The sequence below is a fragment of the Thermoanaerobaculum aquaticum genome (assembly GCF_000687145.1).
Lineage (GTDB): Bacteria > Acidobacteriota > Thermoanaerobaculia > Thermoanaerobaculales > Thermoanaerobaculaceae > Thermoanaerobaculum > Thermoanaerobaculum aquaticum.
The window spans coordinates 193409-209753 of record NZ_JMFG01000002.1; the positions used below are offsets into that span (position 1 = coordinate 193409).

Consider the following 16345-nt stretch of genomic DNA (forward strand, 5'->3'; position numbering starts at 1 on the left):
TGAGCGTTCGCCAACGTTTTTTCCGGCCTGTCTCTTTCTTAACCACCGCAAACGTATGGGACCGCTTTTGCGAGCTCCGGCGCCGCTCTTCCGGGCTGGGAACGAATGGCGCTCAAGCATTTTTGCAATTTGAACGTTCTCGGGTGGTCATTCTGCAAGAACAGGGTTGACGCCACCCCCAAAAATTGGCGATACTTTGCAAAATGAAACGCGGACCCGTGCACTTTGAGCAGGGATGGCAGGGCGGTCAGGAGGCAAAACCGCAAGCCGGCGGAGGTAGCGCCCCAGCCCAACGGGTGGTCTTCCACCGCTTCCACATTGACACTCAGGAGGCCCCGGAGAGGTACCCCCACCCTTCCCGCTTTCGGGTGCGGGTGAAAAAGCTGCGGTTGCTTTTCATGGTGGCCGAGGAGCTGCTGCACCTGCGGGGTCCGGGCCGGGTCCAGGTGGCCCTTTCCCGACCTTGCGTTTACGGGGTGTTTGGCAGGCCGGTGGGGGGGCTGGCCCCGATCCACGAGAAGTGCGTGGGTTGCCTGCGCTGCACCACCCAATACCCCCACGTGGTGCAAATCGTTCCCAACCCCCAGCGGCAAAACCTCGGTGACGCCTACCTCAACCCCGATTGGGTGGACACCATCATGCTCGAAGCCCGCACCGGCCGGGTTCCGGTGCGGGGAGCCGGTTACCGTGGACCCTTTGGGGGTCAAGGGTGGGACGGAATGTGGACCGACATGTCGGAAATCGTGCGCCCCACCCGGGATGGGATCCACGGTCGCGAGTACATTTCCACCCTGGTGGATATAGGCGAAAAACCGGCCTTCTTAAACCTGGACGCCGGCGGCCAAATCACCGGGCCGAAGCCCAAAACCTTCAGCATGGAGGTGCCGTTCTTTTACGACCTTCCGCCCGCCAATGCCCCGCGGCGGGTGTTGCAAACGCTGGTGGAAGCAGCGGCGCGCGTTGACTCCCTGGCGTTTGTCCCACTTTCCCAGGTGCTTCGCTACGGTCTGGCCGGGCCCCAGGTGGTGCCGGTGGTTTCCCCCGGCCAGGAGACCAGCTTGCAAAGGCTCACCTTTACCCCGCGGCTGGTGGAGCTTTCAAGCTGGGATGCCGGCCTATTTGCCCATGTCCAGAAGCTCTTCCCCCAGGCTGTGGTGCCAGTGCGCCTTCCCGCCGCCCAGGACCTTTGGCCTTTGTTCACCCAGGGGGTGCGGGTTTTCCACCTGGAGGCCAACTACCACGGACAAGCCGGGGAGAGCTTCCTGGGGGAGCGCCTGCGGGCCGTCCACGATGCTTTGGTGAGAAAAGGGGTGCGGGAGGAGGTCACGCTTTTGGGCTCCGGCGGCATTGTGCAAGCGGAACACGTGCCCAAGGCCATTATTTGCGGTTTGGATGCGGTGGGCCTGGACACCGCCCTGTGGGTGGCCCTGCAGGCGCGGTTTTACGGCCAGTGCCGGGAGCGCTCCCAAGCCCAGGTGCGCTTTCCCCGCTTTCCCGTTCCCTGGGGGGTGCAGCGCTTGACCAACCTGGCCGCCGCCTGGCGGGATCAGCTGCTGGAGGTGTTGGGGGCCATGGGCTTGCGGGAGGTGCGCCGCTTGCGGGGGGAGGTGGGCCGCTGCATGTTCCAAGCGGAAGCGGAACGGGAAGCGTTTGCCGGTATCCCGGTGGTGGAACCCCCCGCCCCCGCCAGAGACGGGGAAGCCCGCAAGCAGCTGCCCCAACCGGTGCAGTGGGCCCCGGTGGTGTGGGTGCGGAGGGCCGGCCATCCCTCGCTCACCGGTGGTACCCTGGAGGAGCGCATCGTGGCCAAACATCGGCACGCCCTCCACCGGGGCTTTGCCCTTTGGCCGCAGCTGCCGTTCCGCCCGCCAGCGCTGGGGGATGCCCGCTGGACTGCGGACCTCATCCTCTCGGGGTGGTACCAGGCCCAACACGGGTGCCCGCCGGAGGAGCACCTGGAGTACCGGGTGGGGCGCTCGGGTGGCGGTTTTGACCTTTTGGATTTTGCCTTTCTGCCCCCGGACCAGTGGCTCCCCGAGGATGTTCCCATTGACACCTCCATCCCCCTAAACCGCAGGCCTTACGACCCCCAAATTGTGATTCCCATCCCCTGGTACGGGGCGGGGATGTCCTTCGGCTCGGTTTCCGAGCAAGTGATGCTGGCCCGAGCCATGGTGGCCAAGGCTTGGAACACCTTTACTTCCACTGGCGAAGGGGGCTACCCCGATGCCCTCATCCCCTACGCCCGCCACGTGAATACCCAGGTGGCCACCGGCATGTTTGGGGTGCGGGAGGAAACCATTGCCCGGGCTCCCATTGTGGAGTTCAAGTACGCTCAGGGCGCCAAACCCGGGTTGGGGGGCCACCTTTTGGGTGACAAGGCCACGGTGGCGGTGGCAAAAATGCGGGAAAGCGTGCCCTGGGTTTCGCTCTTTTCGCCGTTCCCCTTCCACTCGGTGTACTCGGTGGAGGACCACAAGAAGCACGTGGATTGGATCAAGGCCATCAACCCCGAAGCTTTGATTTCGGTAAAGGTTTCCACCCCCACCGACGTGGACATGGTGGCGGTGGGGAGCTACTACGCCGGGGCCCATATCGTGCACCTGGACGGCTCTTACGGTGGCACCGGTGCCGCCCCCGAAATTGCCAAAAAGAACATTGCCCTCCCCATTGAGCTGGCCATCCCCAAGGTGCACCGCTTCCTCTTGGCGGAGGGCATCCGCGACCAGCTGGTGATCATGGCCTCCGGGGGCATCCGCACCGCCTACGACATCGCCAAGGCCATTGCCCTGGGGGCCGACGGCTGCATTTTGGGTACCGCCGAGCTCATTGCCCTGGGCTGCACCCGCTGTTCCAACTGCGAGCGGGGGCGGGGTTGCCCCTTTGGCCTCACCACCACCGATCCCGAGCTTTCCCTGCTGGTGGACCCTGAGTGGGGGGCCCAGCGCCTTTCCAACCTGTACGAGTCCTACCGGAAGCAGCTGGTGCAGATCCTCCGGCGGCTGGGTTTGAAAAGCGTGCGGGAACTGCGGGGGCGAACCGACCTGTTGGTCTATAAAGGAGGGCATCGTCGTGAGGCGTGAGGCCTTAGCTGCGTTGCTCTTGAGCTCCCGTCGGCGGCTGGTGCCACCGGCCAGGCTGCCCCGGGCCAAGGCCGAGGCGGAGGGAGGTTGCGGGGTCATTGGCCTGGCCGCCAGCGTGCCGGTGGCCGGCAAGCACCTTCTGCAAGCGTTAGCGCAAATGCGCAACCGCGGCAACGGCAAGGGGGGAGGCATTGCTGCCGTAGGCCTGGATCCTGGTTCTTTTGGGGTTTCCCGGGAAACCCTGGCCAACGACTACCTTTTGGCGGTGGCGCTTTTAGACGAAAGCTCGTGGGATGAGCTTTACCGGGATTTCATTGGCAAGACCTTTGCGGTGGATGCCACCTTTTCCTTTACGCCGCAGGGTGCCCACCGCCTGGGCTTGGAAATCCCCCCTCCCCTGGTGCGCGGTGCCTTTGTGCGCGTGCTCCCGGAGGTGCGGGCGGCGTTTGTGGCCGAGCACAGTCTTACCGGCGCCGATGCCAGCGCCGTGGATGACGAGATCGTTTACCAGACCACCTACCGCATCAACACCAGCTTTTACGCTTCCACCGGTGAAAAGCGGGCCTTTGTGCTGTCCCACGGCAAGGACCTTCTGGTGCTCAAGATGGTGGGCTACGGCGATGACGTGGTGCGGGTTTACGGCTTGGAGGAGTTCCCCGCCCACGTCTGGATTGGCCACCACCGCTACCCCACCAAAGGGCGGGTATGGCACCCCGGGGGTGCCCACCCCTTTATTGGCATGCACGAAGCCCTGGTGCACAACGGCGACTTTGCCAACTACGCCTCCATCGTTTCTTACCTGGCCCAGCGCTCCATTTACCCCTTGTTCCTCACCGACACGGAAGTGGCGGTTCTGGTTTTTGACCTGCTTTACCGGGTTTACGGCTACCCTTTGGAGTACGTCATTGAGGCCTTAGCCCCCACCACCGAACGGGATTTCACCATGCTCCCCCCGGAAAAGAGGCAAACCTACCGGGCCCTGCAAACCGTGCACATGCACGGCTCCCCCGATGGTCCGTGGTTTTTCCTCATTGCTGGCAGCGACCCCCAAACCCGGGCCTGCCGCCTGTTGGGCATTACCGACACCTCCATGTTGCGCCCCCAGGTCTTTGCCTTGCAGGTGGGGGAGCAAGCCGTGGGCTTTGCGGCTTCGGAAAAGCAGGGCATTGATGCCGCTCTGGAAAGCCTGGCCGCGGAAGATGACCGCTTTTGGCCGGTGGCGGACCAGTACTGGAACGCCCGGGGTGGCTCCCACACCGACGGAGGTGCCTTTATCTTCACGGTGGAACGCAACGGCAGTGGCCGGTTGCGGTGCACCGACAAGTTTGGCCGGGTTATTGCCCCCCACCCCAACCAAAAGCCCCCCAGGGTGGTTGGGGGCTGGCTCAAGGGCTCCCTTGCCCCCCAGCCCCCGGCCTCCACGCGCCTCCCCCTGGACCTGCCCACCGGAGAGCTGGTGTCAGAGCTCCTGCAAAAGCTTGCCGGTTTTTCCTACGCCCAGCTTGAGGGCCTTTTGGCTCGCCTGGTGCAGGCACAAAGCGATGAGGACCGCCACCGGGCCTTAGCGGTGCTCACCGCGCTTTTGGACCGGCGGGTGCCCACCGGAACCATGAAGCGCTCCGGGGTGGTAGCCCTCACCCAGCAAGCGCTGGCCACGCTCGTTGCCGGCATTGCCCGCCATCCCTCCCCGGGCTTTTTCTGGGCAGGTTGGGAAAAACCCGCAGTGGAACCGTCTCACCCCCAGCAGGTGCTGGTCCTGGAGGCCCGCGGCTTTCCCCCCGAAGGCCCCCGCTCCTTAGCCCGGGCCCTGGTGGCCCACTGCCAGCGGGGCTGGCAACGGGTGATCGTCACCGGCTGCGCCGGCCACCGGTTTATTGGCTGCGGGTTGGGGGCCCACGGTCTTACCCCCAGGGTGGACGTTTACGGTTCCCCCGGCGATTACCTGGCCTCCGGCATTGACGGTGCCTGCATCGTGGTGCACGCTTCCGCCCAGGACCAGCTGGCGCAAATCATGAAGAGCGGGAAGCTGGTGGTTTACGGTGACGTGGGGCAAACCTTTGGCTATGCAGCCAAGGGCGGAGAGGCCTTCATCCTGGGCAACGCCGCCGGCCGCCCCATGATCAACGCCGTGGGCAAGCCCCGGGTGGTGATCAACGGCACCTGTCTTGATTACCTTGCCGAGTCGTTCATGGCCGGGGATCCCCATCAGGGCGGTGGCTTCGTCATCCTCAACGGGGTTTTTTACGATCAGGAAGGGCGGCTCCGGGAGATGGACACCCCTTACCCCGGGGGCAACCTCTTCTCCCTGGCCTCCGGTGGCGCCATTTTTGTGCGGGATCCCCACGGCGTTTTGGAAGACCAGCAGCTCAACGGCGGGGCCTTTGCCCCCCTTACGGCCGAAGATTGGCAGCTCATCCTCCCTTACCTGGAGGAAAACCAGCGCCTCTTTGGTATTGCCGTGGCCGATCTCCTCACTGTGGACGGACGCAAAAGGCCCCCGGAACAGGTTTACCGCAAGATCGTCCCCGCCGGCCATAAAGCGCTCCTACCCGAAGAAGCTTGGGTACGCCCCGCGTCCTGAGGGGTTAGAAGACTTGCGCCACATCCCGGCCCAGGACCAGGTAAAAAAAGCAGGTGCCCAAAAGGGCGTGGGCGGTGCCGAGCAGCGGCAGGTGGGAAACCCGGGGGTAAACCCAAACCCAAAAGAGCGCCGCCGGGAACGTAGCGGCCACCACCGGCCAATCGGGGGCGTGGGCGACGGCAAAGCCCAGGGCCGCCACCAGGTGAGCCCAGCCGGCAGGCAAAAGCGCCCGCAGGTGCCGGGCCAGCACCGCGTTGAGCAGGAACTGCTGGACGGTGCCCCAAACCGGGTAAAGCGCCAGGATCAGCCAAAAGCTTGCCGGCGGTGGCCAGGTTCCCCGCAGCATACCCACCAGAACCGAAAGCAAAGCGCCAACACCGGTGAACGCCGCCAAGCTCCTAAGCCCCTGGGTCTCAGGTTGGGAAGGCCAGAGGAGCTGCCGCCACAGGCCGGGCTCCCGGCGGGTGCGCCAGGCAAGGTAGCTCCCCCAGAGCACAACGCCGGCGGCCACCACCAGCGCCTTACCGGAACCTAAAACCTCGCTCACCACGTTGGCGCAGGCCAAGATCACGACCAGCACCAGCTCAAAAGCGGCCTGGGGGGAAAGCTTGCCCATGGCGGCATTGTAGTGGAGCGTACAATGGCTTTGTGACCCCGGTTTCGGTGCCGCTGTGGTTGTTTGTGCTTATGCTGTTTCTGGCAAGCCTGGCGGTGCTGGAACGCCTCATCCTCCCGGGTGTCCGGGTGGTGCTGCGCAAGCGCTTTCGGGCGGTGGTGGAGAGGATCAACGAAAAGCTTGCCCTGAAGCTGAAACCCTTCAAGCTGGCCAAGAAAAAAGCCTTAGAGCAGCTCTTGGTGCACGATCCCGAGGTGCTGCGTTTGGCCGAAAAATACCGGAAGGAAAGAAACCTGAGCTGGCGGGAAGTGGAAGACCTGCTGGCCGTGTACGCCCGGGAAATCGTGCCAACGTTTAGCGTTTACCTGTACTACCGCCTGGGGCACGCCGTCACCAAGAGGTTGGTGCGGGGCCTGTACAAGGTGCGGGTGGGGTTTTTGGATCGCCAGGCCCTGGCTCGCATTGACCCCGAGGACAGCGTGGTGTTCCTCATGAACCACCGCTCCAACTTGGACTACCTGCTGGTGGCGTACCTGGTTTCCCGCCACGCTGCGGTTTCCTATGCGGTGGGGGAGTGGGCAAAGGTTTGGCCCTTGGACACCCTCATCCGCCGGCTTGGGGGCTACTTTGTGCGCCGGGACACCTCCGATCCGCTTTATCGCAAGGTTCTGGAGCGGTTCGTGCAGCTGGCCACCGATGCCGGGCTGACTCAGGGCGTCTTTCCCGAAGGCAAGCTCACCCGGGACGGCGCGCTGCAGCCCCCAAAGCTGGGGCTGCTTTCCTACCTCCTCAAGGGCTTTAACCCGCAGGGGGAAAGGGATCTGGTTTTTGTGCCGGTGGGGATCAACTACGACCGGGTCTTGGAGGACCGCACCCATGCCCTGGGCTTGCCGGTTTCAGTGGCCGGAGCTCGGCAAATGGCGGCCTGGGGGCTGCGGTGGCTGTGGAACGGCGTGCGGGGTAAGGGCCATCGTTTGGGCTACGCCGCTGTAAACTTCGGCAGGCCCATATCCACCCGCGAGCTTCTTTCAGGGGTGGGGGACGTTCGCTCGCTCTCGCAAGAGGCCTTTCGGGAGCTGGTGAGCCGGGTGGGGGAAAGGCTCTGGCAGGCGGTGGCGGCCACGGTTCCGGCAACTCCCATCCCGGTTTTTTGTGGCGCTTTGCTGGGGGAGCCTTCCCAGCAAGGGGTTTCGGTTTCCGGCTTGTACCAAACCCTAGATGCTCAGGTGCACCGCTTTCGGGAACTGGGGGTGCTGGTGCCGGAGCTGGAAACCGGCGAGCTTTTTCACTTTGCCCGCAGGGTGGTGCTGGCCCGGGGCTGGGTTCGGGAAGAGGAAGGGCGGCTCATCCCGGTGCCGGAAGCCCTCCCGCTTTTGCGCTTTTACGCCAACTCGCTAGCCCACCACGGTTAGCTGGTTGCCGGTGGCAGGGTGGGCAAAAAGCGTGGGGGCTTGCGTACCCTGGTGGCCTGCTCAAAGGCGTAAGCCAAACCCAGGAGCTTCCCCTCCTGCCAGGGCTTGCCGATGAACGAAAGCCCCACCGGCAAACCGTGGATGAAGGCCATGGGCACGGTCACGCTGGGGTAACCGGAAACCGCCGCCGGCGTGGAGCTTCCCCCCAGATAGTGGTCGCCGTTGACCAGGTCGGTGACCCACGCCGGAGCGCCGGTGGGGGCCAGTAAAGCGTCTAGGTGGAACTTGGCAAACACCGCATCCAGGCCCCGGCGGCGGGCCAGCTTGAGGCAGGTGGCTTTGGCCTTGCGGTAGGCCTTTTCGGAAAGCGGGCCCTTTTTGGCTGCCATTTCGAAGATCTCCTGCCCAAAGTAGGGCATCTCCTGCTCCCGGTGCTCTTCGTTGAAGGCGATGAGCGCCTGCAGATCCCGGTACGGGCAGGTAGGCGCCCATTTTTGCAGGTAAGCCGCCAGCTGCCATTTGAACTCGTAAAGCAGCACCTCGAACTCCGCCTCGTCGTACTCGCCTAAATGCGGGATATCCGCGGGATCCACCAGCACCGCCCCGGCGTGCTTGAGGACCGAAAGGGCCCGCTCGTAGGCTTTGTCCACCTGGGGGTGGTAGCCGGTGACCTTGGCGCGAACCACACCCAGGCGGGCGCCTTTTAGGGCGTCAGGGCGCAGGAAGGGGAGAAAATCCACCTGTTTTGGGGCGGAAGAGGTGGCCGCATCCTCGGGGTCGGGTCCGGCCATGGCGGCCAGCAAAATGGCGGCGTCGGTCACGGTGCGGGCCATGGGGCCGGCGGTGTCCTGGGAAGCGGCAATGGGGACGATGCCCGAGCGGCTCACCAGCCCCAGGGTGGGTTTCACTCCCACCAGACCGCAGGCGTTGGAGGGACAAACGATGGAGCCATCGGTTTCGGTGCCCACCCCCACCGCCGCGAGGTTGGCGGAAATAGCGGCGCCGGTGCCGGAGGAAGACCCGCAGGGGTTGCGGTCCAAAACGTAAGGGTTGGCGCACTGCCCTCCCCGGCCGCTCCAGCCAGAGCTGGATCGCGTGGAGCGGAAGTTGGCCCACTCCGAGAGGTTGGTTTTGCCCAGGATGATGGCACCCGCTTGGCGCAGCTCGACCACAGCAAAAGCATCCCGGGGTGGTTTGTGCCCCACCAAAGCCAGCGACCCGGCGGTGGTTTCCATGGCGGAGCCGGTGGCGATGTTGTCCTTGAGAAGCACCGGGATGCCGTGGAGGGGACCACGAGGTCCTTTTTCTTTGCGTTCCCGGTCCAGCTCCCGGGCTATGGCCAGCGCCTCAGGGTTGGTTTCCACCACCGAACGCAGGAAGGGATCGAGCTTTCCGATGCGCTCCAGGTACGCCTGGCACAACCCTTCGGCGGTGAGCTCCCCCCGGGCCATGGCTTCCTGCAATTGCGGGACGGTGGCTTCCAGGAAGGGGAAGGGGTCTTCCGCCGGTGGTCTCGGCCAGGTCCCGGGTTCAGCCTGGGAGGGGAGAGGAACAGCGGCGGCGGCCGCTGCCAACCCCAGGAGCTTGGCCGCCTCACGCCGGTTCAAGCTGGACGGTTTTTGCTGGCTCATAGGCACCTCACTTGCTGTCAAGTGTACGCCGGTGGAAGCGGCGGGTTTAAGCTTTTGCGGTGGGAGGTGCTATGCGCAAGGCCTGGTGTTGGGGGCTTTTGTTGTTGCTTCCGGAGCTGGCGGCGGGGCAGAGCAACCGCCGCACGCCGGTGGTGCAGGTGGTGGAGAAGGTACGGCCGGCGGTGGTGAACCTTACTGCCAAGCAAGTGGTGCGGCTGCGGGGGCGCACGCTGTTTGACGAGCTCTTTCCGGAGTTTGCGGTGCCCCGGGAGTACGAAACCCAGTCCCTGGGCTCCGGGGTGGTCATCAGCCCTGACGGCCTCATCGTCACCAACGAGCACGTGATTGCCGGCGCCGCGGAAATTTCCGTGCGCTTTCTCTCCGGTCGGCAGGAACAGGCGGAGGTGGTGGGTTCCGATGCCGATTCCGATTTGGCCCTGCTGCGGGTGAGCGCCAAGGGCTTGCCCTACCTGCCGGTGGCGGAGCAGGACGACCTCTTGATTGGCGAAACGGTCATTGCCATTGGCAACCCCCTGGGCCTGGAAAACACCGTTACCGTGGGGGTGCTTTCCGCCCGGGATCGCACCGTTTCTTCCCCGCGCACCAACCGCGTGTACACCGACTTTTTGCAAACCGATGCCTCCATTAACCCGGGAAACTCCGGTGGGGCGCTGGTGGATTTGGACGGCCGCCTCATTGGCATCAACACCGCCATCGTGGGAGAAGCCCAGGGCATTGGCTTTGCCATCCCCGCCAAGCGGGTACGGCGGGTGGTGAACGACCTTTTGCGCTACGGCCGGGTGCAGCCGGCGTGGCTGGGGGTGTTCGTGCAGGACCTCCCCGCCTCCCGAAAGGGCCGCGAGGGCGTGGGCATCCGGGTGGTGGACGTGTTCCCCGGTTCCCCGGGGGAGGGCAAGCTTGCCGCCGGGGACGTGCTGCTCTCCGGTAACGGCCGCGCCTTTGCTTCCCGCGATGACTTTGCCACCCTGCTGGCGCAGGTGGCCCCGGGGGAGAGGGTGGAGCTGGAGGTGCGGCAGGGTTCGGGGAGCCGTAAGGTGACCCTGCGGGCCAGCACCCCGCCGGGAAACTTAGGCGAGCAGCTGCTGGCGCGGTACGTGGGGTTGCGGCTGGCCTCCCGCCGGGGTTGGGTGGTGGTGCAAAAGGTGCTGCCCAACACCCCTGCTGATGAGGCCGGCTTTAGCGCTGGTGACGTGCTTTTGGGCATTAACGGGCAGCGGGTGCGGACGCTGGACGACGTGAACGACATCCTGACCCGCGATTACCTGCGTTCCTCGGTGCTTTTGGCCATTGGGCACGGCGGTTTCCAGTACCACTTTACCTTCAGGCTTGCGCCCTAAGGCGTGTATACTTAGCCCCGTGGCGGAGGCGCAAGAAGCCGTTGTTACTGCAGTTTTTGGCCCCCTGGTGAGGGTCCAGCTTGGCGAAGAGAACCTGGTGGTGCCCTTTCGCCGCAAGCTCATCTGGCACCAGGACAGCGAAGACCGCCGTTTGGTGGTGGGGGATCGGGTGATCGTCCACCGGGACAAGGGCGGCGCCGTGGTGGCTGAGGTTTTGCCGCGTAAGACCACGCTCACCCGCAAGTCCCCGGGGGAGGAGCGGCCGCGGGTCATTGCCGCCAACGTGGACCAGGCGGTGGTGGTGCTGGCCGCCAAGCTGCCGGAACCCAACCCCCGGCTTTTGGACCGTCTTCTGGTGGCCTGTCACCACGCGGGCATCCGCCCCATCGTGTGCATCAACAAGGTGGACCAGGGTACCGAGCTGGTGGAGCCCTGGCTTTCCGACTACCAAGACGCCGGCTACGAGGTGTACCTCACCTCCGCCCGCACGGCCCGGGGCATGGGCAACCTCAAGCGGGCCCTTTCGGGGAAAACCACGCTTTTTTGTGGCCCCTCTGGGGTGGGCAAGTCGGCGCTTTTGAACGCCATCCACCCCGGCTACCGCCTGCAGGAAGGCTCCATTTCCGATGCCACCGGCAAGGGCCGGCACACCACCACCACCGCCCAGCTTTTGCCCCTCCCCGGAGGGGGGTTTGTGGTGGACACCCCGGGAATCCGCGAGTTTGGGCTTTGGGACTTGAAGCCAGAAAAGCTCACCGAGTGCTTCCCGGATATCGCCTCTTGGGCGGAATCCTGCGCCTTTTCCAACTGCAGCCACGACCGTGAGCCGGGCTGCCAGGTGCGGCGGGCGGTGGAGGACGGCAAGNNCAAGCTTTCCTCCCGCCGCTACACCTCCTTCCTCAAGCTGCGCTCCGAGCTGGCCGCGGGCGTGTACCGTTCCTAGGAGGCACCTTGAGCCTTCCCAACCGCATTCTCCTGGCCCTGGTGGTAGGGGCGGCCTTTGGCATGCTTTCCCAAGGGCTGGCCGGCAGCCACCCGGCTCTGAACTGGATCGTCGCCAACGTCACCGAGCCTTTTGGGCGCATGTGGCTTGCCGCCTTGATCATGGTGGTGATCCCGCTGATCCTGTCCACCCTTTCCACCGGGGTGGCGGCCTTGGGGAACCTGCGGGAGGTGGGTCGTCTCGGGGCTTTGTCCCTTTTGTGCTTCGTTTGCCTCACCGCGGCTTCCTCCACCTTGGGTATCACCGCGATGAACGTGGTCCAACCGGGGGGTTCGCTTTCCGCGTCGGTGAAGGAAGAGCTGATGGCCACCTACGGCAGCGAGCTCCGGCAAGCCGGGGAGCTGGGCAGCCGCAGCTTGTGGCCGGAGATGGTGGTGAAGTTGATCCCCAAGAACCCGGTTCAGGCCGCGGCCTCGGGGGACATGCTGGCGGTGATCGTGTTTTCGCTGTTTTTAGGGGTGGGCATGGCGGTGGCCGGCGAGAAAGCCCAAGCCCTGGCGGCTTTTCTCGAGGCCCTGGCGCAAACCACCGTGGCCATCATTGGCCTGGTCATGCGGGCGGCGCCTTTTGGCGTTTTCTCGTTGATCTTTTCGGTTTCCGCTCGCTTTGGTTGGCGGCTTTTGCTTTCCCTTTCCTCGTTTGTGGTGACGGTGGTGCTGGCTTTGGCGGCCTTTCAGTTTGTGGTTTACCCCCTGGTGGTGAAGCTCTTCGCGCGCCGCAGCCCCCTGGACTTTTTCCGCCGCATTCGCCTGGTGATGATCACCGCCTTTTCCACTTCCTCCTCCAACGCCACCTTGCCCACCACCATGCGGGTGGCTCAGGACGAGCTGGGCATTTCCCGGGAGGTGGCGGGCTTCGTGTTGCCGTTGGGGGCCACCCTCAACATGAACGGCACCGCGCTCTTCGAAGGGGCCACGGTGCTCTTTTTGGCGCAGGTGTTTGGGGTGCCTTTGCCTCTGAAAGCGCAGGTGCTGGTGGTGCTGTTGGCGGTGGTCACGGCCATTGGCACCGCCGGTGTCCCCGGGGGTTCTATTCCCCTGCTGATGATGGTGCTGGCCACAGTTGGGGTGCCCCCCGAAGGGATTGCCGTGGTTTTAGGGGTGGACAGGCTTCTGGACATGTGCCGCACCACGCTCAACGTCACCGGAGATTTGGTTACCGCGGCCATCGTTGAGCGCCTCTCCTGGTCACGCTTTGAAAGCTAGCTTTTTGCGCTAGCGCAAGTCACGCCCTTGGCGTTGGGCCGATGATAGCCATGGGAGGGAGCATGGCGCGACGCTACCCGGTGGTGCGCACGCGGCGGTACTGGCAGGCGGCGTTCTTCTTTTGGACCGTCTTCATCGGCACGCTGTTTACGCTGTGGGTTTTTGCCCACATGCGGGGGGCCGAGCCTGCGGTGAGCCGTCCCCCTGGGGTGGAGGGCTTTCTCCCCATTTCGGCTTTAATGTCGCTGCGGTTTTGGCTTTCCGGGGGCGGGGTGCACCCGGTCCATCCGGCGGGTTTGGCGATCCTTCTGGGGGCGCTCTTGATGAGCGCTACGGTGGCCCGCTCCTTTTGCTCCCACCTGTGCCCGGTGGGAGCCCTTTCCGAGTGGTTGGGCCGGTTAGGTCGCAGGCTCATGGGCAGGACCTGGGAGCTGCCGCGGGTCCTGGACGTCCTCCTGCGTTCGGTGAAGTGGCTTTTGCTGGCGTTTTTCGTTTGGGCCACGTGGGTGGCTATGGACCTCGGGCAGCTCCGCCGTTTCCTGGACAGCCCCTACAACCGCGTGGCGGACGTGAAGATGCTGCTGTTCTTTGCCGAACCCTCCCGCCTGACCGTTGCGGTTTTGGGCGTGTTGGTGGTGGGTTCGGTGCTGGTTCGGGACTTCTGGTGCCGCTACTTTTGCCCTTACGGGGCTCTCGTGGGGCTTTTTGGGCTTTTGGCCCCTTTTAAGATCACCCGCAACCCGGAAACCTGCACCAACTGCCAACTCTGTACTAAGGTCTGCCCGGCCCGTTTGCCGGTGCATAAGGTTTCCCGGGTGCGCTCGGTGGAGTGCACCGGCTGCCAGGACTGCGTGGCGGTGTGTCCAGTGGCCGATTGCTTAAGCCTTGCGGCTTCCCGGCGTTTCCCCTTGCGTCCCGCCCATGGGGTGCTTCTGGCCATGGCTGTGTACTTTGCCGTGACCTTGGGCTTCCGCCTGGCCGGGCATTGGCGGGGGGTGGTTTCGGAAGCTGAGTTCGCCAAGCGGATCCCCGAGATCCACTCGCCGCTGTACACGCACGTGGGTGGTATGGCTCCTGGGGAAGCCGAACCGGCCCCGCGGCTGGAAGCGGCCCACTAGGAGCGGCGTTCGATTTCCCTGATCTTCAACCCCAAAGCCACCACCGCCAGCAGGATGACCACCAGCGAAACCTTGAGGCCGTTATGGCGGAAGCGCAGCTCGGCCTCCGCGGCTTCAGCGTCCTTTTCGGCCTTGGCCAGCACCGCCTGGGCCTCGTCCGTCTTGGCGCCTACCCGCTGGGGGTTGACGGTGTGCACCTCGTTGCGGGCTAAAACCAGCGCTTGGTGGGCCTCCTCCAGCTTCACCGCCGCTTCATCCATGAGCATGCCGCGCCTTTCCGCCTGTTCCACCCTTTGGCGAACGCGCTCCATGCGCTCCACGGTGCCGGTGAGGGCCTGGAAGAGCGCCTGGGCCACCTCCGCACCCTTATCGCCGGCGGCGTGACAGGAGCCGCACACCTGTCCCTCCCCAACGCCGATCCACTGGTCCTGGGGTGGCAGCACCTTGTGGTTGGAGTGGCACGCTTCGCAGGCGGGCTGCTCCATGGCGGCAAAGGCGTCCTTGTGGGGTGAGAGGTCAAAGGCCTCCCGCTGGGTGAGGTGGCAGGTACCGCACACGTTGGAAACCGAGGAAACACCCGGTGGGGTGGCCCCGTGGGAGCCGTGGCAGTCGTTGCAGGTGGGGGCTGAAAGGTCGTTTTTCACGGTCAGGGCCTGGTAGTGCACCGACTGCTTGTACTCCTCGATTTCCGTGCCGGCAATGCCGTACTGCTTCATTAGAGCGGCATCGCCGTGGCAGCGGGCGCAGGTTTCCACGATGCGGCTGGGGTAGACGGGAGAGCGGGCGTCGCTGGGTGGGAGCACACCGTGGGCGCCGTGACAGGAGGCACAGGTGGCCACCCGCCCATCACCCTTGGCCAAAGCCAAACCGTGCTTAGAGGTCTTGTACTGGGCCAGCTGGTCGGTGGGGATGTTGGGGGCGTAGCGGAGCATGAAGGCGGCGTCGCTGTGGCAGCTGCCGCAAACTTCTGGAACCTTTTGCGGGGGGATCTTCCCCACAAACCCCTTCTTGGGGTCCATGGCCACTTCGGGGTCCTCGGAGGTGGGGTCGCCCCCGTGGCAGCCGGCGCAGGTGATCCCCTGGCGGTGGTGAATGTCCTCGGCAGCTTGCAGGGCCGGCTGTTGCAGGCGGGGCTCATCCAGGGCTTGATGGCATGCAGTGCACTGATCCTGGGCGGGTTTCCCAGGAATGCCCACCGCCTGGGGCAAGGGGCCCGCGAAGGCGAGGCTTGCTAACAGTGTCACACCGGAAAGCGCCAGTAACCTCATTGGAACACCCCCAAGTAGGAAAGCGCCGTGAAGGACGCAATGTAGAGCACCACTCCCCAACCCACGAGCAGGGCAAACACGCTCTTCTCACCGCGGGCGCGCTTCTTGTCCCAGACCGGAGCCAAAAACCAGAAAAGCCCGCCGGCGGAAAAAGCCGCCAACCCCAGGATCTCGCCCTCAATCCCGAGCACCTTGGCGGGCAAAAGCTTGAGGGTTTCAAACATGAACAGGAAGTACCACTCGGGCTTGATGCCGGCGGGGGCGGGAGCAAAGGGATCGGCCTTCTTGCCCAGCTCCCACGGGAAAAACGCCGCCAGCGCCGCCAGAAGAGCCAAGCCCACTAGCCAAACCATGAACTCCCGGAGCACGAAGTTGGGGAAAAAGGGGCGTGGTGGCAGCTTGGGCTCTTCCGCTGGCTCATGCATACCCTGCCGCTGAATGAAGGCCAGGTGCAGCAAAATCAGGAACGTGCTGATCATCGGCAGCACCGCCACGTGAATGCCAAAAAACCGGGTTAAGGTGGCACCGGTGACGTCCTCTCCACCCCGCAACACCCGGAGCAGCCAGTGGCCGATGAAGGGTACTTTGGACACCATGTCGGTACCCACACGGGTGGCAAAGAACGCCAGCTCGTTCCACGGCAAGAGGTAGCCGGAAAAGCCGAAACCTAACGCCAGAAGCAAGAGCGCCGCGCCGGTCCACCAGGTGAGCTCCCGGGGTTTCACGTAAGCCCCGGCGAAGTACACGGTGAACATGTGGATGAACGCGGAAGCAATCATGAGGTTGGCCGACCAGGAGTGAATGGAGCGGATGAGCCAACCAAAGGGCACCCGGGTCATGATGAACTGCACGCTTTCAAAGGCGGCTTCGGCGGTGGGGCGGTAGTACAGCAGCAGGAGGATGCCGGTAGCGACCTGCACGCAGAAGAAAAACAGCGTGAGCCCGCCAAAGTAGTACATCCAGTCGTGCCGATGCCGGGGGACCGCTTTTTCCCTGGCGAAGTCCAACAGCGGCTTTAGGTCGTAACGCTCGTCCAGAGCTTGCCACAGCTTTTCAGTGAGTTTCATGGC

At 64.4% G+C, this 16345-nt stretch carries 11 protein-coding genes and 1 pseudogene; 8 read left to right on the forward strand and 4 right to left on the reverse strand.

Going from position 1 to position 16345, the window contains the following annotated elements:
• Positions 1–203 precede the first annotated feature (203 nt).
• Together EG19_RS13305 and EG19_RS01105 are read left to right on the forward strand one after the other, a co-directional pair.
• Positions 204–3083, forward strand: a complete 2880-nt coding sequence (locus EG19_RS13305) for a glutamate synthase-related protein (RefSeq protein ID WP_152543834.1) — start codon at positions 204–206, stop codon at positions 3081–3083.
• On the forward strand, positions 3073–5664 hold the full coding sequence (locus EG19_RS01105) for a GltB/FmdC/FwdC-like GXGXG domain-containing protein (protein WP_200867093.1): 2592 nt from the start codon (positions 3073–3075) through the stop codon (positions 5662–5664). Before EG19_RS13305 ends, EG19_RS01105 begins: the two co-directional genes overlap by 11 nt.
• Positions 5665–5668: 4 nt before the next feature.
• On the opposite strand, the gene EG19_RS12150 is transcribed toward EG19_RS01105, so the two are convergent.
• Positions 5669–6280, reverse strand: coding sequence for a hypothetical protein (locus EG19_RS12150; protein ID WP_053334724.1), 612 nt, complete (start codon positions 6278–6280; stop codon positions 5669–5671).
• Positions 6281–6312: 32 nt separating this feature from the next.
• On the opposite strand from EG19_RS12150, the gene EG19_RS01115 reads away from it, so the two are divergent.
• Entirely contained in the window at positions 6313–7692 is a 1380-nt protein-coding gene (locus tag EG19_RS01115; RefSeq protein ID WP_038046403.1) for a 1-acyl-sn-glycerol-3-phosphate acyltransferase, read from the forward strand.
• Here EG19_RS01115 and EG19_RS01120 read toward each other — a convergent pair.
• Positions 7689–9323, reverse strand: a complete 1635-nt coding sequence (locus EG19_RS01120) for an amidase (RefSeq protein ID WP_038046404.1) — start codon at positions 9321–9323, stop codon at positions 7689–7691. The genes EG19_RS01115 and EG19_RS01120 overlap by 4 nt on opposite strands.
• Before the next feature lie 71 nt (positions 9324–9394).
• Between EG19_RS01120 and EG19_RS01125 the strand changes: the two genes are divergently transcribed.
• From EG19_RS01125 to EG19_RS01140, 5 genes and pseudogenes are all read left to right on the forward strand, one after another.
• Positions 9395–10681, forward strand: coding sequence for a trypsin-like peptidase domain-containing protein (locus tag EG19_RS01125; RefSeq protein WP_038046405.1), 1287 nt, complete (start codon positions 9395–9397; stop codon positions 10679–10681).
• A 19-nt stretch (positions 10682–10700) separates the two neighbouring features.
• Positions 10701–11546, forward strand: an 846-nt coding sequence (gene rsgA / locus EG19_RS01130; RefSeq protein WP_235208679.1) for a ribosome small subunit-dependent GTPase A, incomplete at its 3' end; no start/stop codon positions are given.
• Positions 11547–11548: 2 nt separating this feature from the next.
• Positions 11549–11624, forward strand: a pseudogene (locus tag EG19_RS14370) (hypothetical protein); the annotation flags it as partial.
• 8 nt (positions 11625–11632) lie between these two features.
• On the forward strand, positions 11633–12889 hold the full coding sequence (locus tag EG19_RS01135) for a dicarboxylate/amino acid:cation symporter (protein ID WP_038046407.1): 1257 nt from the start codon (positions 11633–11635) through the stop codon (positions 12887–12889).
• A gap of 62 nt (positions 12890–12951) precedes the next feature.
• The gene (locus EG19_RS01140) at positions 12952–14007 is read left to right on the forward strand and encodes a 4Fe-4S binding protein (RefSeq protein WP_053334726.1); all 1056 of its coding nucleotides are present in this window, start codon (positions 12952–12954) and stop codon (positions 14005–14007) included.
• On the opposite strand, the gene EG19_RS01145 is transcribed toward EG19_RS01140, so the two are convergent.
• Both EG19_RS01145 and EG19_RS01150 read right to left on the reverse strand, forming a co-directional pair.
• A complete protein-coding gene (locus EG19_RS01145) occupies positions 14004–15275 on the reverse strand; it encodes a cytochrome c3 family protein (RefSeq protein WP_081799808.1) in 1272 nt (423 codons plus the stop codon). The two genes, EG19_RS01140 and EG19_RS01145, sit on opposite strands and share 4 nt — an antisense overlap.
• Positions 15272–16342 carry a cytochrome b gene (locus tag EG19_RS01150; RefSeq protein ID WP_038046553.1) on the reverse strand — a complete coding sequence of 357 codons (1071 nt, stop codon included), beginning with the start codon at positions 16340–16342 and terminating at the stop codon, positions 15272–15274. The genes EG19_RS01145 and EG19_RS01150 overlap by 4 nt, the downstream gene beginning before the upstream one ends.
• Positions 16343–16345 lie beyond the last annotated feature (3 nt).